This window comes from Singulisphaera chitinilytica (assembly GCF_049331405.1).
Lineage (GTDB): Bacteria > Planctomycetota > Planctomycetia > Isosphaerales > Isosphaeraceae > PoT.
On the sequence record NZ_CP186274.1, the window covers coordinates 1,819,795 to 1,845,347 of the forward strand.

The window sequence follows — 25,553 nt, forward strand, 5'->3', positions numbered from 1 at the left end:
GGTGTGACCTGCTTTTGTGCGCGCAGGGAGCAGTCACGTCAGACGATAGGGCCAGCTCCCCGAGCGGAGCAAGAGAGGACGATGCCGCTCGCCCCGGGACCGAAGGCCGGCATTCGTCATCCCGCTTTAATACTGCGAGATTCACAATCGATACGTGAGCGAGCGAGTCAGACGCTGCCGGAGCATAATCAATGAATCGGCCCCCTGGGCCGCGGGCATCTTCGGCGAGGTCCAGGGTCGTGCGGGGCTACCGATTCCGTGGGAGCCCATTCGGCGCCTCCAAGCCTAGCCTGTTCCTGCTTGCAATACAAGCATGTGAAATTTATTAGCATCAAGAAGAAACGTTGTTTTACGGAATCATGAGGCCATAATGGTGTACAAAGAATCGTACGCGGTTCGTGCGTGATATGTCGTGTCTGACGACATCTCGCGATGCGGTAGGGCCATCGGATGTGCTGGGGCCTGCCGTGGCGGATCGATGCCGAGGGATTGCCCTCGCGGCGGCGCGATTCTTGTCGGTTCACGCAAGCATGTGAAATATGAGGCCCCGGCCGTGGGGCCCGGGGCTTTGCGATCCGAGGTGCGGCCTGTTTGATGGCCCGGGGGAGGTCAGAAGTCCCCGCGGTCGACGCGGAGCTCGGGGAGGGCTTTTTTCAGCTCCTCGATGCCGGCGTCGGTGGTCTTGGTCCAGGAGATGTTCAGGTAGCGGAGGCCGGTCAGGGGCTTGATGTGGACCAGGCCGGCGTCGGTGATCCGCTCGCCGGAGATGAAGAGCTGGCGGAGGTCGGGGAGATTCGTGAGGATCGAGAGCGAGGGGTCGTCGAGCTGGTTGTAATACAGGTTCAGCTTGTTGAGCTTGGTCAGGCCCCGGAGCTTCGCCAGGCCGATGCCGGTGATCTTGTTGTCGGGGAGCTGGAGCTGGTTCAGGTTCGTCAGGCCGGCCAGGTGGGCGACGCCCGCGTCGCTGACGTTCGCCTTGGTGATCATCAGGATCTCCAGCTCCTTGAGCGGGGAGAGCTGGGCCATCGCCGCCTCGTCGAGGTCGGAGTAGCCGAGGAAGAGGTACCTCAGCGCGGGCACGTCCTTCAGGTTCGCCAGGCCGGCGGCGGTCAGGGGGAGGGAATCGATCTCGAGCTGGCGCAGCCTGGGGAACGTCTTCAGGTGCGCGAGGCCGGCGTCGGTGACCTTCGTGTGCGAGACGTCGAGCAGGGCGAGCTGGGGCATCCCCTTGAGCCTCGCCAGGCCCTCGTCGCCGATCCCGAGGAAGGGCATGGAGAGGCTCTCGAGGTTCGGGATCTCGCGCAGCGAGGCCATGCCGGCGTCGGTGATCGGGCCGTCGACGTACGCGGGGTCTCGCCCCAGGGCCAGCGTCCGGAGCTTCGGGTGCCCCTTGAGCGCCGCCAGGCCGGGGTCGCCGACATCGGAGCCGACGAGCGTGAGGACTTCCAGGTTCGCGAGCTTGCGGATCGTGCGGAGGCCCTCGTCGGTGATCTGCGTCTGGTCGATGTTGAGCGTCATGAGGTCGGGGAGCCTGGCGACGACCTTGAGCCCGGCGTCGGTCGTGGGGGTGGCGATCAGGTCGAGGTCTCGGAGGTCGTCGAGCGCCCCGAGGTTCTCCAGGCCGGCGTCGCCGACGCGCGTGTTCCGCAGCTTGAGGGTCCGGAGCCGCTTCAGGCCCCGCAGGTGGACGGCGCCCTCGTCGTCGATCGGCTTGTCGGTGAGGTCGAGGCTCGTCGTCTCGGCGAAGTCGGCGAGGTCCGCGTCCCGGAATTCGCCGGTGAGCTTGCGGAGGTAGTCGAGGTCGGCCTTCGTCGGCCTCGCGGCGGCGAGGGCCCGCGGGCTGGGCCTGGTCAGCTTCGGCGCGGGGGGCGGCGGGGGGCTCGGGAAACCCTCGGGCTGGCCGACGGGCCTCGGCGCGGGCAGGGCCCCGGCATGGTTGAAGAGGGCCTGGGCGACCCCCTGCCGGCCGTCCTTCCTCGTGAAGCGGAAGAGGGAGGCGCACCAGCGCGAATGGCCGATCGCTTGCAGCGAGTAGACGAAGTAGAACCCCTTGGCGTCGCGCCTGACGTCGGAGACGCGGGTCTGCCCCTTGTCGAGGTGGCCCCAGTGGTCGCGGGCGTCGTTGCCCTCGCCCCAGGTCATCGCGAGGGTCATCTTCGTCCCCGACCAGTCGCCGGGGCCGAAGCGGAGCCTGTACGAGTCGTATTCGGGGACGTACCCCTCGTCGTCGGGCCCGAGCCTGCCGCCGAAGCCGAGGGCCTCGACCGTCTCCTGCGGGATCTTCGCCTTGCCGGCGTAGGGGATGATCGCGCCCGCGACGCCGTTGCGGCCGTCGCGCCGGGTGTAGCGGAAGTTGGCGACGACCCAGTCGGCCTTGTGCGTGGTCGCGAGCGAGTAGATGAAGTAGTCGCCGACATCGTCGCGGTAGACCTCGGAGGCGCGGACGTTGGAGCCGTCCGGCCAGTTCCAGTAGTACGCCGGATCCTTGTCGCCCCAGGCGCTCGTGATGATGATCCTGGTCCCCGACCAGTCGCCGGGGCTGTACCTGAGCCGGTACGACTCGAAGCCGGGGACGTAGCCAGGTTCCCTCGGCCCGACCTTGCCCCCGAACCCGAAGGCCACCGCCGAGCGCGGGATCGAGGGGTCGGCCGCCGAGGGCCTGAGAGTCGTCGCGGCCTTCGCCGTCGCGGCCCCTTGCCGGGGGTCGCGGCCTTCGCGGGCGCGGCTGTCTTCGGCGTCCCCGGGGGCCTCGCCGGCTTAGCGGCCGATTTGGTAGCGGATTTGGTGGCGCCGGCGGCGGGTTTCTTCGTCGCCTCGAGCGTTTGCGCCTCGATCCGTTCCAGGCCCGAGACCATCCCGATCGCGAAGGCCCAACACGCCGCCAACAGCCGAATTCGCCCGTCCATCCGTACGCCTCCCGTTGCTGAATCGTCCGCTTCGTGCCCGATGATACCAGGGGAGGCGGCTCGATCCATTCGGGAGCCTCGCCAAGGCCTGCCCCTGCCGACGGAACATCGAGGCCTCGGGGCGGCAGGACTCCCCGGGAAAAGGCCCGCCCGAGGGCCCATGCCCTCGCGGATATCGCTCGCAAGTGTGAGGCCGGGACGGGCCCCGAGCCATCGGGCTCGTGGGGCCCGTCGGCATTTCCGCCGGGGGCGAATCCCCACGGTTCATGGCCCCTTCCTGGGCGAAGGCCCCGATTCCCCCGCCACGCCGGCAACGTGGCCAGGGCCGAGGGCTTGCTCTCCGGCTCTCCGGGATATCGGCCGAAGCGAAGGCGGCGAACGGGAAGGGGCGTCGGCGTGGCCCCGCACGCCGATGTCGGCCTCAGGCATCGCTCGGATGCCGACCCCCTGATATGGGGGCGTAATCGGGCCGATCGCAAGATATTGCGTCGAGCAGGCTTGGGATACAGCGGAGTGATATATTTTAAAAAAATAAATTTACAAACAAAAAAGTTGTTTCATAGATGGTCGTTGCATATTAACAGGAGGGGGACGCCCGACGATGGGTCGTCGTATCCTCGGGCCTACATCCTCCAGATTGACGCGGCTCCCGAGCCATCCTCAGGCCATCCTCCGCGCGAGCGGGGACCGACGCGGTGGGCCCATCGCCGCAACGGGGCGAAACCGACGAAGGCTCGGGGGATCGCGGCGGATCGCCCGGCGACGAAGTCGCGTATCCGACCGGTCGGATCACTTCGAATGGCCGGGCGAATCATCCGGGAGTGATTTGATGGCGATATCGTATTTCATCATGGTCCGTCATGAGCCCGTGCAATTCCGATGGCTATGGAAGGCGATCTACTCGGAGGACGACGCGTTCTGCATCCACGTCGATGCGAAATCGCCCGACTCCTTCGCCTCGAAGATCCGCGCCATCGTGGGAGATGCCGGGAACGTTCGCTGGCTCCCTCGCCGCTCGCTCGTCGGGTCGCGCTGGTCCGTGGTGACCGCGGAACTCGAGGCGATGCGGCTCATGCTCTCGGAAGTCGGGGATTGGCAGCGCTGGATCAATCTCACCGGGCAGGACTATCCGATCAAGCCGATCGATCAGATCCGCGAATCCCTCGGGGCGAGCACGTCCAACCACATCCAATGCGCGTCGTTCGAGAGCCTCGCCGAGGAGGAGCGCGACAGCCCCCACCTCGGACGTCGGATCTACCTCGAATTCGGCGGCAAGGTCCACCGCACCCCGCTGCGGCTCCCGTTCCCGAGCGAGCTCAACCTGGAATGGAAAGGGTCGACCTGGCACATGCTGACGAGGTCGTTCTGCGAGTGGGCGACGACGACCCCGCTCAGCAGGGCCGTCGCGAAGTCCTTGCGGTTTTCCTTCTGCCCGGATGAGACGTTCTTCCAGGGACTCATCATGAACGGGCCCTTCGCCGAGACGGTGGACCAGCAATGCGGGCGACTCTCCCTCGGGCCGGGCCCGAAGACGTTGACGATCCGAGACCTCGACGAAATCAGGCGCTCGCCTTGCCTCTTCGGCCGGAAGTTCAACCATAAGGTCGACGGAGCGGTCTTGCATATGCTCGCATCCGAATGCTATCACGCGTCCCGGGCGTGATCCTGTCGCGTCGCGCGACGTCGGGTGCCGTCGGATCCCGGCCCGGCCCGATGTTCTCCCGCCTTTCATGGTCCCATCTCGCCTTGATTGCATCGGACCGCCGAGCCCCGACCGACGGCGACGGCCGGCGGGCTGCGATCGGCAACCGGGCGCCGATCGTCGTACGCGCGAGGCTCGGCGTGGGCCCTTTCGGGGCAACGCGAGGGTGTCGACCCGAAGCTGGCTCGAGGAGGCCAGCCCCTGGTCTCGCGGACCCAGGGCCGGGCGGTGGCGCCCGGATCGAATGGCTCGCCGTCCGGCCTGCCCGGGCTCGCCGCGGTTGGCATGCGACTCGGCGGGGCGGCTCGTCCGGTCGCACGCCGCCTCCTCTCCTGCGGAGGCAAGCCGGGGCCTGGCTGTCCGTATTCCTTCATAACGGCGAGCCGGCCGCGGCGCGTCGGCCAAAGAGGAGGGAAATTGGCGATCGGCATCGGTATTGCCTGAATGATCGGCGAGGCCGCCGGGAGTGGATGGGTTCGCCCTCGCTCGCAGCCGGATTCGGCCGGGGATCGGGCGTCATTCGGGGGTTACACGGGGGCGAATATGGCTGATCCCGAGGGTTCGGAGTCGAGGCCCGTCCGCATCCTCGCCCAGGGGAGGGACGGGCCGTTGACCTGCGATATCCTCGTCGCGGCGCGGATCGAGTGCGAGGTCGTCGCCACCGTCGAGGAACTTTGCTTCGCCCTGGAGGATGCCCAGGTGCTCGTCGTCGCCGAGGAGCGGCTCGAACTGCCGCACGCCGAGGTCCTCCGAAACGGCCTGGAAGGTCAGCCGGCCTGGTCGGACCTGCCCATCATCATCGTGGGGAAGCCGGGGGGTAAGCGGGTCCGGGCCGCCGAGCTCCTGGGCAACGTCACGGTGCTCGCCCGTCCGCTGAGCATCGAGGCGCTCGTCACGGCCGTGCGCTCGGGGATCCGCGCCCGCAGGCGGCAGTTCCAGGTCCGCGACCTGCTCGGCGAGCGCGACGACGCCGACCGCCGCAAGGACGAGTTCCTCGCGATGCTCGCCCACGAGCTGCGCAACCCGCTGGCCCCGATCCGCAACTCCGTCGGCCTGATGCGTCGGCTCAAGGCGGGAGACTCCGGCCTGGACGAGGTCCGCGACGTCCTCGACCGCCAGGTCGGGCACATGTCCCGGCTCATCGAGGACCTGCTTGACGTCGCCAGGATCACGCGGGGCCGGATCGAGCTGCGCACCGAGCCCGTCGAGCTCGTCGCGGCCGCTCGCGACGCTGCGCGTTCGGTCGTCCCCACGATGAAGGGAAGGGGGCAGTCGTTCCTCGCCGACCTGCCCGACTCCCCCCTCATGATCCGGGCCGACCCCACGCGGATCGAGCAGGTCGTGACGAACCTGCTCGCCAACGCGTCGAAGTACACCGAGCGCGGGGGGACGATCCGGCTCTCGGTCGAGCGGAGGCCCTCGGAGGCGGTCGTCCGGATCCGCGACGACGGCGTGGGCATCGACCCCCGGATCCTGCCCAGGATCTTCGACCTCTTCGCCCAGGCCGACCGCACGCTCGACCGCTCGCAAGGGGGGCTCGGCATCGGCCTGACGATCGTCAAGCGCCTGGTCGAGCTGCACGGCGGCACCGTCGAGGCCCTCAGCGAAGGCCCCGGCACCGGCACCGAGATGCTCATCCGGCTCCCGCTGGACGAGGCCTCGGCTTCGTTCACGCGTGAGGCCTCGGCCTCGGGTGGAGTTTCGACTTCATCGTCGGGTGAATCGTCCTCGTCGGCCTCGGGCACTCCCTCGACAGCCGCGACGGCCGGCGTCTCGCCGTCGCCCGACGTGATCGAGGCGCCCGATTCCCCGCCCCCGCCCCCACGATCGCTGCGGGTGCTCGTGGTCGAGGACAACCGCGACGCCGCCGACCTGATGGCCCAGATCCTCCGGCTCGATGGGCACGAGCTTCACGTCGCCTACGACGGCAAGACGGCCCTGGCGGACGCCCCGGATTTCCACCCCCAGGTGGTCTTCTCCGACATCGGCCTCCCCGGCCTCGACGGCTACGAGCTTGCCCGTCGCCTCCGCCGCGAGCCCGCCCTCGGCGGCGTGATGCTCGTCGCTGTCACCGGCTACGGCAGCGCCGACGACGTCCAGAGAGCCTATGACGCCGGCTTCGACCACCACCTCGTCAAGCCGATCAACTTCGAAGTCCTGACCGCCCTCATCTCCCAGGCCGCCTCCCACACGGCTTGAGAGAACCGACGGATCTGCGGCATGATTATGAGTCAAGGTGGAAGGCGATCCATTGGCTGGAGATCGTATTTCACGCTCTTCCAGCTCTCCCTGGCCGGCTACACGGATGGGGCCGTCAACGTCGTTTCGTCGGCGATGCGTCTTCTCGCCGAGTCGATGAAACTAGCTGGGCGAAGGTTCCCAATATGTTCGACTGATGCCTATTGTGGGCAGATTTGGAACAGGGTGTAACTCGCCTCCCGCTGCGCCGCGACACTTCGATGGGGATTGCGAGGGGCCGCGACTGGGCAAACGGGCTCGCGCAGCGACGCGAGGCCAACTGTAATAGGCACCGGCCGAATGGAGAGGTCGTTCACGGTTTTCTGCCGATCCGCAGGCTCGGGATACGCCGAGGGAATGCCCGAAAACCTCGGCCGAATTACCATGTTTCGGGTGGCCCAGGTTGGTACAACCTGGGTCGCGCAGCGACAAGAGGTTCTTCGTGATGACCCCGGCCCTCACCAGAGGCCGACCGCGGCTTTTCGGCCGAGTCGAGATGCCCGGTCGAATTGTTTCCTTCGAAAACGACGCGTGATCGCCCCCTCTTTTATTCATCCCTCCTTGCTCTCACAGAGGCCGCGACTGGGACAATCGGGGCCACCCGGAAACGAAGAATCGGACGGGGTTTGCGGTCGGCCACTCGTCGTTTCAAGTCGCCGCGATTTGACCGATAAGGACGCAAATGGCCTCCGGTTTCAGCCGGGGCTATTGCGGTTGACCTCTTGTCGCTGCGCGACCCAGGTTGTGCCAACCTGGGCCACCCTTAAATATGAAGAAGCCACGTGATAAGAGCGGTCGGCGCCTTGGCTCGGCCGGGGACGACGCGGACGGCCTCCGGTCTCGGCCGAGCAGACTCCAGTTGGCCTCGCGTCGCTGCGCGAGCCCGACTGCCCAGTCGCGGCCACCCGGCATTCCCATCGAAGTGTCGCGGCGCGGCGGGAGGCGAGTTGCGCCCTTTCGAATAAAATGATTTTGTTGATTGTTAAGATATAATTCGGATTAATATATCTTAAGATTTTTGGTATTAAGTGGTATTTGGAATGAAGGACTCGGGGTGCTTGGCGGGAGACGCACGGTCTTCATCGGCCAGGGGCAAGCGTAGCTCGAAGCGGCTGCCGTGGGCGGGGGTGCTGGTGGCGGTGAGGCGGCCGGCGTGGAGGGCGGCGATGCGGTGGGCGACGGCGAGGCCCACGCCCGAGTGGCCGAGCTTGCGGGCGGATTCGGAGCGGTAGAAGGGCTCGAAGATGCGCGGGAGGTCGGCGGCGGAGATACCGGTGCCGAGGTCCTCGACGGAGAGCGAAGCGGAGTCGGGAGAGGAACCGACGCGGACGACGATCGGGGTGCCGGGATCGATGTATTTGCAGGCGTTCTCCGGGAGGTTGCCGAGGAATTGGCCGAGGAGGGAGGGTGGGCCCGGATCAACGGAACACTGGCGTCGGCTGCCTCGGTGATGAAGCGGAGGTCGGGGCCCCGGTCGTGGGTCGACCAGGCGCGGAGGTGCTCGGAGGCCCATGAAGAGAGGTCGATGCGATCGAGAACAGGGTGGGCGGCATCGCCCTCGGCCGCGTGGTCGACGACGAAGCCCTCGTCGGTCAGGCCGTCGATCATCGACCTCGCCAGGCTCGCGTCGTCCTCCACGAGCAAGATATGCTTCCCCATGCCAGTACCTCGGCCGCTCGGCACCATACCCGGCATCATCGCCCGCAACCTTTGACGAGGGCGCCGCTTAACGACAACATGCCCGGCAGATCCGGGAGAAGTGCTTCCGCCGGAACACTCTCGAGCGACCGTCACTGGCCTCCCGTTCCGCGATTGACGCCTGTTGGTGCAGCCGACCAGGCTGTTCGTGATGACCTCTGTCGAATCGTGGCCCCGGAACCTCAAGGGGCTTGCCGCGAAGAATGGCGGGGGCGTCACCAACCGCCGACAGGCATCACCTCGGCTTGATCGCCCTCGTGGCGAGGAACGAGGGGATGTGCCGGCCGAGGACGTTGTCGGGGTCGACGTCCTCGTACAGGCCCGCGAGCAGGAACCCGGCCGCGAGCTGGCCGCCGATCTGGTCGTCGAGCGTGTGGCCGAACTCCCAGGGGGCGTCGTCGGCCTCGAGCTTCGCGCGGGCCTCGGCGTCCAGGCTCTCCAAATCGGAGTAGGGGATCCGGTGCGCGACGCGGAGATGACCCTTCTCCATCTCGAAGAAGTCGAAGAGGTAATGCACCGGGTTCATGAAGCCGGCGAGCATCGAGCCCCTCGGGCGTAGGACGCGGAAGGCCTCGCACCAGACGGGCTTCACGTCGGGGGCGAAGACGTTCGAGACGGGGTGGACGATGAGGTCGAAGCGGGCGTCGGGGAAGGCCGAGAGGTCGGCCATATCCCCCTGGACGGTCGCGATGTGTAGACCCTCGCGGTCGGCGACGCCCCTGTCCCGGGCGAGCTGGTTCGGGCTGTTGTCGAAGACCGTGACGTTCGCCCCGGCCGCCGCCAGGATCGGCCCCTGCTGCCCGCCGCCGCTGGCCAGGCAGAGCACGTCGAGGCCGGGCAGGGGGGGGAACCAGTCGTCGGGCACCTTCTTCGTCGGCGTCAGCACGACCTGCCAGTCGCCCTGCCTGGCTCGCTCGACCTCTTCAACCCCCACCGGCACCGTCCACCGATTCCCCCGCTCGACCTGGCGATCCCAGGCCTTCCTGTTGTACGTCACGATGTCGTCGGCGTCGCTCATGCGTCGGCTCGCTGCGTGTGTGTCGGATCGAGATGACGACCACCCTCGCAGACGCGAACGCGAGGGACCAGGCGTCGACAGACTGGACAGCTCTCACGTCTTCCAGGTTCGCCCGGACGCCGAGGCTGGGCGTCTTGATGCGTCCAGTGGGCGTAAAGCGGACGGAAGCCGGGATAACTGATAGTGGTGGTACCTCCCTACGTCTCCGCTTGCGACTTAGTGGCATCACGGCAGCAAACCGGCGATTCATCGCCTGATCGTCATCGCGATCGGACAGAGAGTGCTGTGTCAGCAGGAAGGTTTTACCGATGGAATTTGATCGAAATCATGCGAAGATGGGTCGTAGGTTGGATCGCGAAGGAGGACTTCCTAATCAGGGCGTTGAACTCACGAATGAGTAGAGACTGACAAAGGTTCGCGTTCCGAGTGGCTCGCCTGCATTCATCGAGCGAATGAGGAGAAGGATCTCATATGCGAGTACCCAGGTTGACGATCCGACGGATGATGTTCGTGGTCGCGGCGGTTGCGATGGCCATGTTCTTCGGGAGTATGATCCATCGCGCTCGAGTCTATCGAGAGAAGTCTCGATATCATCTCACCTGGCAAGAGAGCGACCTGCGGATCGCCGAGGAATGCCGCAGGGCCGCCGAGATCTATCGAGTTCATCCCGATGTCATCGTGATGGATTCAGCCATGCCGACTCCCGCCCACCGTGCTGCGCTCTCGCAGCAACTCGCGGCGGATATGGTCCGGGAGGCGGAATCTCGCGGGGCACGCGCCCTCTATCACCAATCCATGGCGTCCAAGTATTCTCACGCCATGTGGCGGCGCTGGAATAAGCCCAGAGAAACAGTTTCAAAAAACAATTAATGCAAACCTGATGATCGTCCAGGCGATCATCAGGTTTGCATGCGAGTGTAAAGGGGCCGTGCCTGCCAGGGGGCTATCGCATCACTCCGGGCCTGGCACGGCAAGTGGTTCAGGGGCTGGCGGGAGAGATCCGTCTACGTGACGCGTTCCCGAGGCCGACGGCCGCCACGACGCCTCCCCAGGCGAGGAACGTGGCCGGTTCCGGGACGGGGACCGCGGGCGATGGGTCGATCGACAGGCTGACATCCCAGTAAGCCTGAGCACCACCGCTGATGGCGCCACTCAGGTGAATTCGCTCGGGATGTCCCACCAGGTCGGCGAGGGCCAGGGGCAGGGGGGCGCTTGAGGAACTCGTGTAAGGATCGAGCGACACCGAGGTGATCGTCGTCGTGAACATGCCGGAATTCCGTATCGGCATGCCTCCAACATCATGCGTACCCGAGATCGTGCCTTGAACAAGAATGTCCTCTTGCCCGCTCACGAATGGATAGATGGTCCGGGAGGCGGAATCTCGCGGGGCACGCGCCCTCTATCACCAATCCATGGCGTCCAAGTATTCTCACGCCATGTGGCGGCGCTGGAATAAGCCCAGAGAAACAGTTTCAAAAAACAATTAATGCAAACCTGATGATCGTCCAGGCGATCATCAGGTTTGCATGCGAGTGTAAAGGGGCCGTGCCTGCCAGGGGGCTATCGCATCACTCCGGGCCTGGCACGGCAAGTGGTTCAGGGGCTGGCGGGAGAGATCCGTCTACGTGACGCGTTCCCGAGGCCGACGGCCGCCACGACGCCTCCCCAGGCGAGGAACGTGGCCGGTTCCGGGACGGGGACCGCGGGCGATGGGTCGATCGACAGGCTGACATCCCAGTAAGCCTGAGCACCACCGCTGATGGCGCCACTCAGGTGAATTCGCTCGGGATGTCCCACCAGGTCGGCGAGGGCCAGGGGCAGGGGGGCGCTTGAGGAACTCGTGTAAGGATCGAGCGACACCGAGGTGATCGTCGTCGTGAACATGCCGGAATTCCGTATCGGCATGCCTCCAACATCATGCGTACCCGAGATCGTGCCTTGAACAAGAATGTCCTCTTGCCCGCTCACGAATGGATAGAATGACGTGCCCGGTAAGGTTGGAGATGAAGGGGAGATGGGATTCAGGGTTGTTCCGGAGTTGGCGACGCCGAGATAGAAGGCGAAATGACCTTCCAGTGGAGTCGACGTCGAATAGTACGTCGAGCCTGGTGGCAGGGTGGCATAGGGCGGATAATTGCCGAAAAACTCCGTGGTATGAGGTCCCGTCGCAGACGAAGGGTCGGTGATCGGGATGACCTCGGAGTAATTGATCGGAGCCTCGGTCGAGGATAAGTCGCTGAAACTAAACTGGCCCGCGGCATAGTTGACCGGGTCGGCCTTTGATAGATGCGGCCATAATAACAAGACTGCGAGTGCGAGGCGACGTAGCATCTTGAGACTCCGTTCACTCTGGGATTTCAAACGCGCGGGCCATCCGAGGGCCACCCTGCCTGAAATCCGTCAGAAAGTCTGGTGAAGATGTAGCCTGATGGCTCCTCGAAGACCGACGACGTCAATCGAGTCTTGCATCGACCCGGGTCTGGCATGGCCCCGAGGTCCAGGCTTCGTAACGTGTGGCCCGCCGGCGCGAAGCCTTCGCGAGGCCCCCGAGCGATAGGACGAGTCCCCAGGCGAGGAACGTGGTTGGCTCGGGCACGGGAGCGGCGAGGGTGCCGGGGGCCTGGAGTCCGGACAGGAATGTGACGGAATCGCCGAGGGCGGAAAGGGGCATGCCATCGGGGAGCGTGACGCTTGTCAACGCCAGGTTGCCATAAAGGTCGACAGGATCGCCGGCGAGGGTGCCAAACCTGATTTCACTATTAGCTACCAGGGTCATCGCAGGTGTTAACTCGAGCTTGAGATTCAACGGGTCGCTCTGGCCCTTCGCATCGAGATGCAGGTCGACGTGGAAGGTGTCGGTCAGAAATGTGGGGCTGTCTCTGTTGTTAATCGTCGTCGAATCGATCGGTAATGGTAGTTTTGTGTAGCCATCTATGTTGTGCTGGAATTGCTGCGATGTGTAGCCAGTGACACCCGTATTGCTGACGGAATCCTGTTGGCCATTGTACGTCGCGCGAATACCGGACGGGGTAATTTCTCCGGGCGTAGCATAAGTTAATGTGAAATTGAGTCGTATGGAATCCGGCGGCGCTGATCCTGAAGAATTCGAGACCGTCACCACATCGTTTGACCAGGATGCAGATATGCTCGTCCTGTTGGTTGGTGGTTCGATACCATTCGACCAGAGCGAACCTGTGTATTCGGGGGCGTTGAGAGAAGCCGACACGTGGAGGAGGTGGGCCGGGTCGGCACTGGACGAGGCTTCGATCTTCCAGGAAGTGGGTACCGACCTGACGTATCCATAAGGAAGGTTGGGGTTCGCGACATTCGTGAGGGGCGTCGGATCCTGGCTGGATACAGATGACGAAGCCGTAGTACCTTGCTGGGAATCGCTTTTGTTTATTTGGTAGGACGAGAACGAAGTTGCGGTCGAGGCTCCCGACCAACTTTCGCCAATTTCGGAGGCCCGAATCAGGCCGACCTGGGCGATGAGAAATCCGAAAGAGATGAAGAGCCACCGTCCCTGATAGCCGTACATAGCGGGTGCTTTCCTGCGACGAGGGGGCATCGGCGCAATCGTCCGAGATCGCGCGAGGTCGAGGTGGGGGGGATGATCAGGATACCAATTCCGGCGCGATTGGCAAGGACGACTTTGTTCGTAGATATCTAGCAGGATGATCCATGATGCTCGCGGCGTCGTGAGGGATCCGCAGGAAAAATGCCGGAGGATGCGGCGGGGCCTCGCCTTGCGCGGCGGGGATTGGCAGGATGGGGGCATCCCGCCCGGATGCGAGGAGAGCGGCGAGGGGCTTGGCCGCGTTCGAGCCAGAGGGTGCGACGCCGCTCGGAGGCGGATCGGATCGGAACCGATCGGATCGGTCCGCATCGCATCAGGGACGAGGCGAGGTGAGAGGTAGAGATCGGCCGGAGGGCCGGCGAGGGGGTTGCCTCGCGATGACCCGAAGGCCAAGGGATCGAGGGATACACCATGGATCGACTGTCGAAGTTCTGCCTCGCGATGGGGCTGGCGGCGCTGATTGGCGGGGGGGATGCGAGGGCCCAGGAGTCGAAGACGGGGAATGCCGATGGCGCATCCCTCGTCATCCCCGTCTGGCCGGGGGATGCGCCGGGGTCGGAGGGGTGGACGCAGAAGGAACTCGAGTACAGGAACGAATGGGACAAGAAGGCGATGGTGCGGAACGTCGTCAGGCCGACGCTCACCGCGTATCTCCCCGACCCCGCGAAGGCGACGGGGGCGGCGGTGATCGTCTGCCCCGGCGGAGGGTTCAAGTTCCTCTCGTGGCAGAGCGAGGGGACGGAGGTCGCCGAGTGGCTCCGCGATCGCGGGGTCGCGGCGTTCGTGCTCCGGTATCGGCTCAACGAGACGCCGGCGGGCGAGGATGAGTTCCGCAAGGAGATGGTCGCCTTCATGGGCAGGATCGCCGCGCTCGGCGAGCGGCGCGCGGCGGCCGCCTCCTCCTCCAGGCCCGGCGAGGCGCCGCGGCCCCCCGAGCTGCCCGAGGAGATGAAGAAGATCGCCCCCCTGGCGATGGCCGACGGCAAGCAGGCCATCAAGGTCGTCCGCCAGCACGCCGACGAGTGGGGGATCAAGAAGGACCGCGTGGGGATCATCGGGTTCTCGGCCGGAGGGATGGTGACGATGATGACCGCCCTCGGCAAGGAGCCCGAGACCCGCCCCGACTTCGCCGCGCCCATCTACGGCGGCGACACCGGCGGCAACCCCGCCCCCGCCGACGCACCGCCGCTGTTCATCCTCTGCGCCTCCGATGATGACCTCGCGGCGGCCGGCAGCCTCCGCGTCTACGAGGCCTGGAAGGCCGCCAAACGCCCGGCCGAGCTGCATCTTTATGAAAAGGGGGGCCACGGCTTCGGCATGAACAAGCGGGGCCTGCCCGTCGACCGCTGGATCGAGCGCTACGGCGACTGGCTCTCCCAGCGCGGCCTGATCGTCGACCCGGCATCGATCAAGAAGTGAGTGGCCGGCTCCGGGTCCGAAGGAGGGCCCGGGGCCTTCCGATCGACACATTGACAGCCGAATCCCCGTCGCCCTCGAGGCCGGGGATGGATCGAGGGAGAATCCGATGACGATGAAAGCGATCCGCTGGCCTCTCGCCGGCCTCTTGCTGACGTGCGCCGGGATGGCCTTCGCCGAGACGCCCGCCGCGGCGCCTGCGAAGGAAATCCCGCTCTATCCGGGGGCGGCCCCCGGCTCGGAGTCGTGGGACTGGACCGAGCGGACGATCACGACCCCCTCGGGTATGCCGATCGCGATGGACGTGGTCAAGCCGGTGCTCCTGCACTATCCGGCCGATCGCGATAAGGCCGTGGGCGCGGCGATGATCGTCGCCCCGGGCGGCGGGTTCCAGGCCCTGATGATGAGCTATGAAGGTGTGGACATCGCCAAACGCCTCAATGCGATGGGGGTCGATGCCTTCGTCCTCAAGTACCGTCTGATCCGCAACACGAAGGACGCCAAGAAGGAGGATGACGCGTCGAAGAAAGGGCCGGGCCGCGAGGAGGTGATCAAGCTCGCCGGCGAAGACGGCCGGAACGCCGTGAAGCTCGTCCGCGAGCGTGCCAGCGAATTTGGCTACAAGGCCGATCGCGTCGGGATGATCGGATTCTCGGCCGGCGGGATGGTCACGTCCGACGCCCTCTTCGGCCCCGCCGAGACCCGCCCGGATTTCGCGGCGATCATCTACGGCGCCCGCGAGCCGAAGGAGATCCCGAGCCCCGCGCCGCCGCTTTTCCTGGCGGTCTCGGCCGACGACGCCGGTTCGGTCACACGCACGGTCGACCTCTTCGAGGCCTACCACAAGGCCAAGGGCCCGGCCGAGCTGCACGTCTTCCAGATCGGCGCGCATGGCTTCGTGAACAAAGGGGGCGGCGCCGATCACTTCATGGATCGTCTCGAGGAGTGGCTCTCGGCCAACAAGCTCCTGACGAAGCCCGCGAAGTGATCGGGGCTTGAGGTGCCCTTTGCTGCGCCGCGTCTCTTTCATGGAGCTTGGTCTATCGCCCCGAGCCGCCCCGATCGGGGGCGCGGGGCGACGACGGGTCAGACGGGGACATCGACTTTCGGCACGAGGACTTCGAGGAAGACCTCGACGACCCTGGGATCGAGGTGGGAGCCGGCGATCTCGCGGAGGTAGGCGTGGACCCGTTCATCCGGCCAGGCTTTGCGATAGGGGCGGTCGGAGCTGAGCGCGTCCCAGATGTCGACGGCCGCGAAGAGGCGGGCGGAGAGGGGGATCTGCTCCCCCTTGAGCCCACGGGGGTAGCCCGAGCCGTCCCACTTCTCGTGATGGCAGTAGGGGATCTCGATGGCCGCGCCGAGGAAGGAGATGGACGAGAGCATCTCGAACGCCAGGGTCGGATGCTTGCGCATCAATTCCGTCTCGGCGTCGTTGAGCGGGCCGGGCTTGAGCAGGATCGCGTCGGGGATCGCCATCTTGCCGATGTCGTGGAGCAGGGCACCGCGGCGTGCGTTGACGAGGTCGGCCCCCTTGAGCCCGTAAGCCCTGGCGAGCCGCATGGTCATCTCCGTGACGCGGACGCTGTGCCCCTGCGTCTCGCGGTCGCGGAGCTCGAGGGCGTGCGACCAGCCCTCGATCGTGGCCTCGTAGGCCGTCGCCAGCTCGAGGTTGGAGCGCTGGAGGTGGTCGAACATCGACGCGTTGTCGATGGCGATGGCCGTCGAGTTGGCCAGGGCATCGAGGAACTCGAGCCACTCCTCGTCCGGCTCCATCGGCTCGCGGTGGAAGAGCTCGAGCACGCCCACGACCTGCCCCTTGATCAGCAGGGGGACGGCGAAATGAACGCGGAACCCTTCGTCGTCCGGCCCGTCGACGCCGAGGGACGACATCTCGCCCGGGGCCGGCTCGGGATTCCGGATCATCCGGCGCTCGAACGCCGCGCGCCCCGCGGGCCCTTCCCCCAGCCGGATCGCCTTGCCCGCGGGACCGCCGCCGCGGAAGCCCCGGCCGTTGACGTACTCGAGCGCATACGAGTGCGGGTCGTAGAGCCGGACGCACGAGGCGTCCACCTGGAGGAGCCTGAGCGCCTGCTCGAGGATCACGCCGAGGGTCGGGCGCAGGGCCTTGCTGCCGGTGATCTCGAGGTCGATCTGCCGGAGCGCGGCCAGCTTCTCGACGCGGCGCGCGAGCAGGCCGTTGAGGACGTGGACCTGCTCCTCGGCTCGCCTGGGCGCGGTGACGTCCATCGCGATGACCCCGACGAGCCGCCGGCCCGACGCCTCGGTGATCGGGAACCGATAGCACTGGAGGAACCGCTCGGCCCCGCCCGGCTCGTCGATCGAGATCAATAGCTCGGCCGAGTTCCCGGTGCGGAAGATCTCGGCGTCGGCCTCACGGATCCGCCGCCAGGTCTCCTCGGGCAAGGCCGAGGCGTACTCGCCGGGGTGCGAGGCCCCGAGGGCGCGGAAGAGCTCCTCGCACTTCTTGTTGATGAAGAGATATTGGCCCTTCTCGACATCCTTGATGCAGGCATAGTGGATGCCGTTATTCATGAACGAGAAGAATCGATCCTCGCGCTCGCGCAACTCGTCCTCGATCCGCCGGCGCTCGGCGACCTCGGCCCTGAGCGCGGCGTTGGCGGCCTCGAGCTCGTAATGGGCCTGCTCGAGCGCATACTGCGACCGCTTGCGCCAGACGGCGTAGCGGAGGGAGCGCTCGAGCTGCCTCGCGTCGAACCGCCCCTTGGCGAGGAAGTCGGACGCCCCCGCCTTCATGGCGCGGACGTCGATGTCGGGGTCGGTCTGCCCGGTCAGGACGATCAGGGGGGCGTCGCAGCCCTCGGCGATCGCCTCCCGGATGATCTCGAGGCCGTCGCGGGCGCCGAGGCGGTAGTCGATGAGGATCGCGTCGTACCCTTCTCGGACGATCTCGCGAATGCCGGCCTCGGGGTCGTTGACCCACTCGAGGACGTAGGCCTCGCCGGGGATCTCCTGGAGCAACTCTCTGGTGAGCAGGTAGTCATCCTCGTCGTCGTCGACGAGGAGCACCCTGATCTCTCGTCCCTCGGCCGCGTTCATCTTAAGGGGTCCTCGGTCCCGGGGGGGAGCTCGACGATCTCGAACCAGTAGCGGCCGAGGTCTTTCATGATCTGGACCAGGCCGGAGAAGGAGACCGGCTTGGTGATGAAGGAGTTGGCCCCGAAGTCGTAGCTCCGGAAGATGTCCTCCTCGGCCTTGGAGGTCGTCAGGACGACCACCGGGATCTGACGCAACTCGACGTGATCCTTGAGGATCCGCAGCGCCTCGCGCCCGTCCATCCGGGGCATGTTGAGGTCGAGCAGGATGAGGTCGGGGCGGACCGTCGGATTCGCGCCCGTCCCCTCGCGCAGGAGGAACTCGAGCAGGGCCTCGCCGTCCTCGACGACGTGCAGCTCGTTCACGATCCGGGCCTGTTCCAGGGCCTCCCGAGCGAACTGGCAATCGTCCTCGTCGTCGTCCGCCATAACGATCGTGATCGGCTTTCCTTGCCTGGGCATGGGTTCATCCCCCTCGTTTGGAATTCAGGGTTGGGCGCGAGTTCTGGTGGCGGAACGGCAGGATCACGGTGAAGACGGCGCCTTCGCCTGGGGTGCTGGTCGCGGTGATCGAGCCCCGGTGCCGTTCGACGATCTTCCGGCCGATGGCCAGGCCGATGCCGTTCCCCTCGTAAGCCTTTTTGCCGTGCAGCCTTTCGAAGACCTGGAAGATCCGCGAGGCATACTTCGGGTCGAAGCCGATGCCATTGTCCTCGACCGTCAAGACGCAGACCTGCCGCGGGCCATGCTCGCCTTTCGACGACCCCTCGGAGACGACCCTGGCGCGGATCTTGACGACGGGGGGGACCCCCTGGCGGCGGAACTTGAGGGCGTTGCTGACCAGGTTCTGGAGGAGCTGGCCCATCTGCGTGCGGTCGGCCTCGACCGTCGGCAAGGGGTCGACCTCGACGATCCCCCCCGACTTCTCGACCTCGACCTCGAGCGCCCGGAGCACCTCCCGGGCGACGGAGCCGAGGTCCACCGGGAGGAACGGCCGCTCGTTCGCGCCGAGGCGGCTGTACGAGAGGAGGTCGTTGATGAGCGCCTGCATCCGCTCGGCCGACTCCCGCATCCGCGCGAGGTAGTCTCGCCCGCGGTCGTCGAGAGCCTCGCCGCAGGACGTCTGGAGCCGCTCGCCGAACGCGAGGATCTTGCGGAGCGGCTCCTGCAAGTCGTGCGAGGCGACCGAGGCGAATTCCTGGAGCTCGCGGTTGCTCCGCTCCAGCTCGATCGCCGCGGCCTCGGTGAGCCGCTCGGCCGTCCGGCCCGCCGTGCGGTCCTCGATCGCGAGGAGGGCGAGGTCGGTGAGCTCTCCACTCCCTTCGATCTTCGTCGCGCTGAGTAGCATGATCCGGAGGCCGATCGCCGGGAACTCGCGCTCGACCTCGTAGTCGTCGAAGGGCTCGCCGCCCCGGAGGACGTCCTTGAGCCGCTGCTCGAGGTCGGGGATGTCCCACAGGCCATCGCCGATCGCGGTGAAACTCCGCCCGACCGTATCCTCCGGCCGGGTGCGGAAGGTCCGGTAGAAGGCGTGGTTCGCCGACTGCACCGTCAGGTCCGGCCGGAGGACGAGGAGCGACTCGCGGATCGTCTGGAGGATGGCCCTGGCGAGGGGATGATTCTCGTACAAGGTCAGTCCCCCCGGCTCATGCACGCCGGCCTGGAGCCCCCGGGGAGACTTCGCGCGTGGTGCGGACGTCGGCAACCTCGCGCGGTCGTCGACGGCTCGCCTTGGGCCCGTGTTTCGGCTTCCGGCCCGGCGTCGGGCCACGTCGAGGACGCGGGGCCGCTCAGGACCACCGCAACGATTGTGCGCATTCCGGCCCGAGCTTTGGCTCGGCCCTTTCTTGGTGTGATTGAGGAGGTCGCCCCTGCTCGGGTTTTGCGGCACGTACGACGTCGGAGTGCCGCGATACCTGAGTCATGACGGGACAACATGCCCATTATGCATCATGATGCGATCTCATGCCATACCAAAGATTATTAAAGAATACGATTTCACTATCGCGGCCCGACTATCGGGGGCATTAAGACCCGATCATGCCCTCGCGGCATGGGCCGTTCGTTTGTCGGAACCCCTCTTCGGGACATGGGTTAGCGATGATTATGGCCCGCCGTCATGCCCGGCAGGTTCATCCTGCAAGACCCATGCGATAGAGCCCGATGTTTAACATTTCCGACGTCGTCGCCTCGGGAATGACACGGATTGGGGAATCGGCGGCTTCACGCAAGAACCCGTCGTCGGCTCAATCGGCGGGCATCGGCAAAGCCGGGGCGGGGAGCTTCCCCGTGCGTCCGAGGAGCTTGCAAGCGAGCCGCCGCCGCTCGCAACCATCGAATGTTAGATTTTTGATCAAATTCGGCGGCGTAGCCGGGTCGGGCGCGATGGCGATCAGGAAACCGGCCGAATCGGAGGCGAGAGCCTCGTTGTCATCGTCAAGGGCTCACATCAGGGTGTGGGTCGCGTCTTTGGCGTCATCACCCAGGCCGTTCAGCAACTTGAAGACTGTTTTACCGACCTTTTCCTCTCGATCCACCTCGGCCTCGAGGCTGTTCGCCTTCACGAGGGCGGCGGGGCGTCCCCACGCCTTCAGGGCCTCGATTGCGACGATGCGGATGTCCCGGAGGGCGTCCGACCTCGACACCTCCCAGGCGTCGGCAGACACTCCTCATCTCGCAGACCCCGCAACGCCTGATGAATGACCCGGGATTCTCGAGAAGCGGGAGGATTTCCTGGAGGATCGCTCGCGTTTGGAACTCGTCCGCAGGCGCCACCATCGCATCCCAGCTTGTAGGTTGTCTCGCTTCAAGTCGCCTCGCCCGGAGAAGAGAGGTTACAAAGCCAAGAATCCGGAGGTGATTCAATGGGTAATATGTAATCCTGTGCAGTAAAAATGGATGTGTTGGAATAAATTTGGAATTTATTTGCGCCTTATGCTTGAGGTTCGACTCTCGTGTTTTGCGATCCGGGCTCGTCGATCTCGAAGGGTTCGCAGGCAGGGCGGCCTGGCCGCAGCGGGGTCGGCCATCGCAGGCTTGTCGAAGTCCTCTGCTGATTTCGTCGGGGGAGATTTCGGAGGGCATGGCCCGAGAAGCGATGCGCCGCAAGGGTCGGTGACTTGTAGCTTTCCTCTCAATAAACGGCGAAAAACTTGGGGCTGATCGGGCCCTGGCCGGAATGGAGCAGGATCATGGTGTCGCGTTCGTTGACGGGAACGGGTGCGGGGTCGGCCCAGGGCCGTAGGGCGTCCCGTTCGTTCCGCGCGGCGATCCTGGCGAAGAGGTCCGCGACGATCCGCAAGAGGCCGGCGGCCTCGGCCTGGCTCCCCACGGGTTGACCGGTGAAGTCTCGCACGTAGAGATAAACCCCGCAGGATCGGCAGAAGCCGGGCGACGGCATCTCGACCCTGTGCGACTTGCCGCATGCCTCGTATCGGGCGATGTCCTCCCGGATTCGAGACTCGTACCAGCGGTATTCGCGGGCCCATCCCAGGCTCCGGGTTCGTTGCTTGCGCGCCCCCGAAAGCTCGAGTGCGGCGGCGAACACCAGGGCGAAGAGGGCCACGGCGACGATCGCGCCGCGGAGGCCGAACCTCAGGGGTGGGAATCGCATGGGGAGCTCCCGGATCCCGGCCCTTGCCGTTGGGAGGAAACCTCGCGCGGGGCGATCCCGCGTCGTCGCACGGCATCGATCGTATCAGAGATCTCGCCGGTGCTCACCGGGGCACTTTTTTGTTAGAGTGGCGGAAACGCCGGTGCCGCTCGCCCGAGGGCGAGCCCCGGCGATATCGACCCACGCAGAGGACTCGATTCGTGAACTCGTCGACACGCAGGGACTTCGCGGCGGAGCTGTCGGCGCTCGACGCCAGGGTCAATGCCTTCCTGCCCCCGCGCTATCAGCACTGCTACAGCGAGGTCGCGCCCACATCGATGGGTTCGGCCTCCTTGAAGTACGGGCCCGACGGCAAGGTGGCCTGGGATCAGGTCTGGACCACCTTCTGCGACCTCGCCCTGGCAGGCGGGCCCCCGCACCGGGGCAAGCTGATGGAGCCGGTCGCCGAGGCCGAGGTCCAGGCGCATCCCCGCCAGTACGCCGACGTCGTCGCGGAGCTGGATCGGGCGATCGGCCTGACCTCGGGCGTGCCCGTGAGCCAGGGTTATGCCCCCGGGTGGATCGGCATCCCATGCAAGACGCAGGCCGAGGCCGCCTGGCTCCAGTTCGCCGTGAACGCGGAGAACGTCTCGGCCAGGCGCCGGGGGAATGTGCTCCAACTCCCCGCCGGCCCCGCCTTCCGCGCCGAGAAGGAGATCAAAAACGTCGTCGTGGCCCTGGCCAAGGCGATCCACTACTGGGACGGCCACCTGACCGACGCCCAGCAGACCCTCGCCGGCCAGGGCGCCTGGGAGCCCCCCAGCCCCGCCGAGGCCGCCGCGAACCCAGCCGAATACGAAGCCGCGATGGGCGAGCTGGAGAACGCCCTGCGCGACGCCGGCATGACCGTCTCGCCCCGCCGCTACACCGGCTGGGTGGGCGTCGAGACCCCCGGCGAGGAAGAGGCCGTCTGGCTCCTCCGCGCCGTCCTGGTCGAGCCGGCCCTCGCCCGCCGCGAGGAGCACGTCCTCTACCTCCCCATCAACCTGAACCCCGAGCCCGGCCGCACCGTTCGGGTCGTGGCCGCGGTGACCCGGGCCTGGGAGCTCTGGCAGGCCTCGCGAACCGCCCGCCGCCCCACCTGGCGAGCCTCCGACCGCCCCCGCTGAGGTTCATCCGGCCGTATCCTGATTGAGCCGTCTTCGCGTCGAGGAAAGCCCACTGGAATTCCCTCGACGCGAGGCTTGTCATTCCTCTTGCTTTTCCACCTTGACGACGCCGCCGAGCTTTGCGGCGATCTTTTCCGCCACGGGGATGACCCTCTCATCTCCATCGAAGGTGATGCAGGGAGAGTCGTCCAGGGCCCACATCATCGACCCGACTTCCTCATCGTCGACCACGACCCTCATGGCATCGGGGATGATCTTGATCACCATGGGTTTCCGAGTGAACGGGTTGATCCCCCGCTGAGTCTTCGGCGTCGGGGCGACGAGGTTCGGATGGTTCTTCTTGAGCGTTTCCCAACGCTTCTTGTCGAGCGGCTTCGACTCATCCTTGCTGGTGATCTCGCCAACGTAATCCATCAACTCTCCCCAGGTTGGAGGTTTCCGATTCATCATCGGTCGACGCCAAACATGCGTCTCCCATCTTGCTTGTGTAGTGGAAATTTGTCAACCTTATTCCGTTGGGGATTCTCGGAGCCGCATGATCTGATCATGATCGAGAGTGTGCCTCCGCAGAGCTGGGCTGCAAGGGGATCTTGGGAGAGAGTGGGCGGCAACTATCTCTTGGGTAAGCACTAGCGGTTCTGTCTTGGTGCGTCAATCTGGAGCTGTGTTGATGAGCACTGATGGCCAGGAAGCACGAATGGGACGAGTCGCGATCACATTATTCCTCTTGGTGGCGTTCATTCTGATCCGAGGGCGGATATTCCCGCAGGAGGATCAGATGCAACGCCTCGTCGACGGACTGCCGCATTCCCAACTCGTCGAGCTGGACTTGTTGCTCGACACGAGGGATTGGCCGATACACTCGAAAATTGTAAAAATTAAAGATATCTCGACTCTCCAGTATGTAAATACGAGAATACTCAAGCAAGATGGGCGCGAGATCGTGAGCGAGCCCGAGGTGGTGAGTTACGGCTTCTCTCCGATCGACGCCGTTTTCGTGTTCAAGGATGGGAGCCGATACGATGCGATCGTCACCGTGCCCGACCGGGGCGAATGCCTGTACATCACGTATCCAATAGACTGGTTTGATACTGAAGCGTGTGATGATAAAAGATATTACGTTTGGATGAGCCGAACGGGGACGAAAAAAATCTACGATGTATTCGGCGATATGGGGTGGTTCGATCCGTATCCGTTGAAGCCCAAATAATTCTCCTGCAAATCACGCCGAACAACTTCTCGGGCATTGCTCCTCGACGGGTCTCTACTCTTCCTCGTCCGCCTCGAATCGGCAGCCCAGTCTCTTGGCGACGTCCTCCGCGATCGCGATGACTTCCCTGGTGTCGCCGAAGACGTCGATGACGTCCGAGCCATTCTCGGACCATCCGATGGTCCCCACCCGCTCGCCATCGATCACGACGCCCGCGACATCCTTGCGTGCCTTGAACACCATGGGCTCCTTCGTGAAGGGGTTGATCCCATGCTTCGGCTTCGGCGCGACGAGGTTGGGATGTTCCCGGACCACCTTGAGCCAGAGCTTCCGATCGATCGTTTCCAGGTCGCTCGAGATCTCGCCGAGGTAGTCCATCCATCCCTCCATTTCATGGCCGGTTCGAAAGCGACGCCGCCGATTTCCGGCCTGGCCGCCCGACTCATGGCCGATCCACCTCGGCACAAGGAGCCGTCGCCAGGCGGGCCCGCCGTCCGAGGTTGCGGTGTCACGAAACTCGAATCTGACTATAATAATGGCGGCGTGGACGAACGAGAATTGCCGAGGGGTCCGAGAATGTCGAGCCGCTTCCTCATCGCCGTGTTGATGATCGCCGCCGCGGGTGTGCCCGCGAGGGCCGAGGAGGCCGCGACGGTCGCCGAGGCGACGAAGGCCCTCGACCTCGCCACGTTCCCGCTCATGCCGGGGGCCGAGGCGAAGGAGGGGCGTCGCCTGGCCATCCTCGACTACACCGCCAAGGGGGATTGTCGAGGCGCCTACGCCTTCCAGAAGAAGCAACTTGAGCAGCGCGGCTGGAAGGAGGCCCCCAAGTCCAGCGTGAGCGACCAGTCGTGCAGCGGGGCCTTCCTCAAGGACGGCTTCACGGTCTCGGTCTCCACCAACCCCTCGTACGGCCCCGCAGGCGTCGGGATGGTGGACATCCGCCTGGCGAACCACGGCAACGTCGACGTGAGCAAGCTCCCGGTCCCCACGGGCGCGAAGCCGCTCTATGCCTTCGACACCGTCGCCGCCTACATCACCGAGGCCACCGTCAGGGAGACGACCGAGGCCCTCAAGGCGCTCTACGCGTCGAAGGGCTGGCAGCCTTACGGGAAGGCGGGAGACTCCCTCTTCTTCAAGCAGAACGCGGTCAAGCTCACCGCCTGGCCCTCGGCGGCTGCGGCGCAGAAGGGCAAGACCGTGATCCAGCTCTCGACCGAGCTGATGTCTGCCGACCTCCCCGCCCCCCCGAAGCTGGTCGAGGCCTCCTACGCCGACGCGACCAGGGCCCTCACCCTCGAGGCCGACATGAAGCCCGAGGACCTCGCGGCCTTCTACAAGGAGGCCCTGGGCAAGGCGGGCTGGAAGCCGACCACCGCCGACCCCGTCAAGGTCGACTTCCGAAGCATGCTCATCTTTCGCAATGATGCCAGGGACATCATCACCCTGAAGATGAACTCGAACAGCCTCCGCGGCACGCTGCGGGCGAGCCTCGAACAGGAATCGGCCGCCGAGTTCGAGGAGAAGGCCCGCCGGGCCGAGGCCCTCAGCGCCAAGCTCAAGTCTGCCTCGGCCGAGTACATGAAACGCGCCGCCGAGAAGGCGGACAGGGATCGCGTCAAGATCGCGATCGACCTCCCCGCCGGCGCGAGCAAGGTCTCGCGGTCCAGGGACCGCGTCGAATTCAAGCTCCCCAAGGGCAGGGCCAGGGCCGCCGTCGAGGACATCTACAACGCGCTCGTGAAGGCAGGCTGGAAGAGCAAGCCCCCCCAATTCGAACAGTTGACCGGCACCGTCACCCTGGACAAGGCCGCGGGCGTCAAGCTGGTGATCCTCTACGTCGACACCGGCTTCGCCGAGGCCAGCGTCATGCTCTCCGCCTTCGGCGCCGACATCGAGGAGCCGAAGGGGCCGTAGATTTATGCTGTAAAAATACCTTTTCATGGTTCC

At 65.4% G+C, this 25,553-nt stretch carries 22 protein-coding genes; 9 read left to right on the forward strand and 13 right to left on the reverse strand.

Going from position 1 to position 25,553, the window contains the following annotated elements; genetic code table 11:
• Nucleotides 1–609: 609 nt before the first annotated feature.
• Nucleotides 610–2,622 (reverse strand): leucine-rich repeat domain-containing protein, encoded by a 2,013-nt coding sequence (locus tag ACOYYX_RS07270; RefSeq protein WP_422929265.1) that lies wholly within the window; start codon nt 2,620–2,622, stop codon nt 610–612.
• Between the two features lie 1,113 nt (nt 2,623–3,735).
• Here ACOYYX_RS07270 and ACOYYX_RS07275 point away from each other — a divergent pair.
• Together ACOYYX_RS07275 and ACOYYX_RS07280 are read left to right on the forward strand one after the other, a co-directional pair.
• Entirely contained in the window at nt 3,736–4,569 is an 834-nt protein-coding gene (locus tag ACOYYX_RS07275) for a beta-1,6-N-acetylglucosaminyltransferase (protein WP_422929266.1), read from the forward strand.
• 582 nt (nt 4,570–5,151) lie between these two features.
• The gene (locus ACOYYX_RS07280) at nt 5,152–6,807 is read left to right on the forward strand and encodes a hybrid sensor histidine kinase/response regulator (protein ID WP_422929267.1); all 1,656 of its coding nucleotides are present in this window, start codon (nt 5,152–5,154) and stop codon (nt 6,805–6,807) included.
• A 1,063-nt stretch (nt 6,808–7,870) separates the two neighbouring features.
• Here the strand turns inward: ACOYYX_RS07280 and ACOYYX_RS07285 are convergent.
• On the reverse strand, nt 7,871–8,359 hold the full coding sequence (locus tag ACOYYX_RS07285; RefSeq protein ID WP_422929268.1) for a sensor histidine kinase: 489 nt from the start codon (nt 8,357–8,359) through the stop codon (nt 7,871–7,873).
• Between the two features lie 12 nt (nt 8,360–8,371).
• Between ACOYYX_RS07285 and ACOYYX_RS07290 the strand changes: the two genes are divergently transcribed.
• Nucleotides 8,372–8,560 (forward strand): hypothetical protein, encoded by a 189-nt coding sequence (locus tag ACOYYX_RS07290; protein ID WP_422929269.1) that lies wholly within the window; start codon nt 8,372–8,374, stop codon nt 8,558–8,560.
• Nucleotides 8,561–8,779: 219 nt separating this feature from the next.
• On the opposite strand, the gene ACOYYX_RS07295 is transcribed toward ACOYYX_RS07290, so the two are convergent.
• Nucleotides 8,780–9,562, reverse strand: coding sequence for a class I SAM-dependent methyltransferase (locus tag ACOYYX_RS07295; protein ID WP_422929270.1), 783 nt, complete (start codon nt 9,560–9,562; stop codon nt 8,780–8,782).
• Nucleotides 9,563–10,033: 471 nt separating this feature from the next.
• On the opposite strand from ACOYYX_RS07295, the gene ACOYYX_RS07300 reads away from it, so the two are divergent.
• Nucleotides 10,034–10,432 carry a hypothetical protein gene (locus ACOYYX_RS07300; RefSeq protein ID WP_422929271.1) on the forward strand — a complete coding sequence of 133 codons (399 nt, stop codon included), beginning with the start codon at nt 10,034–10,036 and terminating at the stop codon, nt 10,430–10,432.
• Nucleotides 10,433–10,541: 109 nt separating this feature from the next.
• On the opposite strand, the gene ACOYYX_RS07305 is transcribed toward ACOYYX_RS07300, so the two are convergent.
• From ACOYYX_RS07305 to ACOYYX_RS07315, 3 genes are all read right to left on the reverse strand, one after another.
• Nucleotides 10,542–10,829: a hypothetical protein gene (locus ACOYYX_RS07305; RefSeq protein WP_422929272.1), complete on the reverse strand. Its 288-nt coding sequence runs from the start codon at nt 10,827–10,829 to the stop codon at nt 10,542–10,544.
• Nucleotides 10,830–11,158: 329 nt separating this feature from the next.
• Nucleotides 11,159–11,446: a hypothetical protein gene (locus tag ACOYYX_RS07310; protein WP_422929272.1), complete on the reverse strand. Its 288-nt coding sequence runs from the start codon at nt 11,444–11,446 to the stop codon at nt 11,159–11,161.
• Nucleotides 11,447–12,014: 568 nt separating this feature from the next.
• Nucleotides 12,015–13,100, reverse strand: a complete 1,086-nt coding sequence (locus tag ACOYYX_RS07315; RefSeq protein ID WP_422929273.1) for a hypothetical protein — start codon at nt 13,098–13,100, stop codon at nt 12,015–12,017.
• 450 nt (nt 13,101–13,550) lie between these two features.
• Here ACOYYX_RS07315 and ACOYYX_RS07320 point away from each other — a divergent pair, with 450 nt between their 5' ends.
• Together ACOYYX_RS07320 and ACOYYX_RS07325 are read left to right on the forward strand one after the other, a co-directional pair.
• Nucleotides 13,551–14,558: an alpha/beta hydrolase gene (locus ACOYYX_RS07320; RefSeq protein WP_422929274.1), complete on the forward strand. Its 1,008-nt coding sequence runs from the start codon at nt 13,551–13,553 to the stop codon at nt 14,556–14,558.
• Nucleotides 14,559–14,664: 106 nt separating this feature from the next.
• A complete protein-coding gene (locus ACOYYX_RS07325; protein WP_422929275.1) occupies nt 14,665–15,543 on the forward strand; it encodes an alpha/beta hydrolase in 879 nt (292 codons plus the stop codon).
• 98 nt (nt 15,544–15,641) lie between these two features.
• Here the strand turns inward: ACOYYX_RS07325 and ACOYYX_RS07330 are convergent, their stop codons facing one another.
• The 5 genes from ACOYYX_RS07330 to ACOYYX_RS07350 all read right to left on the reverse strand — a co-directional run bounded on the left by ACOYYX_RS07330 (nt 15,642) and on the right by ACOYYX_RS07350 (nt 21,245).
• Entirely contained in the window at nt 15,642–17,636 is a 1,995-nt protein-coding gene (locus tag ACOYYX_RS07330) for an HD domain-containing phosphohydrolase (protein WP_422929276.1), read from the reverse strand.
• Nucleotides 17,633–18,094: a response regulator gene (locus tag ACOYYX_RS07335; protein ID WP_422929277.1), complete on the reverse strand. Its 462-nt coding sequence runs from the start codon at nt 18,092–18,094 to the stop codon at nt 17,633–17,635. The genes ACOYYX_RS07330 and ACOYYX_RS07335 overlap by 4 nt, the downstream gene beginning before the upstream one ends.
• A gap of 4 nt (nt 18,095–18,098) precedes the next feature.
• Nucleotides 18,099–19,337, reverse strand: coding sequence for a sensor histidine kinase (locus ACOYYX_RS07340; protein WP_422929278.1), 1,239 nt, complete (start codon nt 19,335–19,337; stop codon nt 18,099–18,101).
• Between the two features lie 739 nt (nt 19,338–20,076).
• Complete coding sequence (locus ACOYYX_RS07345; protein WP_422929279.1) at nt 20,077–20,298, reverse strand: hypothetical protein; 222 nt, start codon at nt 20,296–20,298, stop codon at nt 20,077–20,079.
• A gap of 467 nt (nt 20,299–20,765) precedes the next feature.
• Nucleotides 20,766–21,245, reverse strand: a complete 480-nt coding sequence (locus tag ACOYYX_RS07350; RefSeq protein WP_422929280.1) for a hypothetical protein — start codon at nt 21,243–21,245, stop codon at nt 20,766–20,768.
• Nucleotides 21,246–21,445: 200 nt separating this feature from the next.
• Between ACOYYX_RS07350 and ACOYYX_RS07355 the strand changes: the two genes are divergently transcribed.
• A complete protein-coding gene (locus ACOYYX_RS07355) occupies nt 21,446–22,393 on the forward strand; it encodes a hypothetical protein (protein WP_422929281.1) in 948 nt (315 codons plus the stop codon).
• Between the two features lie 78 nt (nt 22,394–22,471).
• Here the strand turns inward: ACOYYX_RS07355 and ACOYYX_RS07360 are convergent, their stop codons facing one another.
• Nucleotides 22,472–22,807: a hypothetical protein gene (locus tag ACOYYX_RS07360; RefSeq protein WP_422929282.1), complete on the reverse strand. Its 336-nt coding sequence runs from the start codon at nt 22,805–22,807 to the stop codon at nt 22,472–22,474.
• A gap of 256 nt (nt 22,808–23,063) precedes the next feature.
• Between ACOYYX_RS07360 and ACOYYX_RS07365 the strand changes: the two genes are divergently transcribed.
• The gene (locus ACOYYX_RS07365) at nt 23,064–23,603 is read left to right on the forward strand and encodes a hypothetical protein (RefSeq protein WP_422929283.1); all 540 of its coding nucleotides are present in this window, start codon (nt 23,064–23,066) and stop codon (nt 23,601–23,603) included.
• 54 nt (nt 23,604–23,657) lie between these two features.
• On the opposite strand, the gene ACOYYX_RS07370 is transcribed toward ACOYYX_RS07365, so the two are convergent.
• Entirely contained in the window at nt 23,658–23,981 is a 324-nt protein-coding gene (locus tag ACOYYX_RS07370; protein WP_422929284.1) for a hypothetical protein, read from the reverse strand.
• A 198-nt stretch (nt 23,982–24,179) separates the two neighbouring features.
• Here ACOYYX_RS07370 and ACOYYX_RS07375 point away from each other — a divergent pair, with 198 nt between their 5' ends.
• A complete protein-coding gene (locus ACOYYX_RS07375) occupies nt 24,180–25,520 on the forward strand; it encodes a hypothetical protein (protein WP_422929285.1) in 1,341 nt (446 codons plus the stop codon).
• Nucleotides 25,521–25,553: the final 33 nt, after the last annotated feature.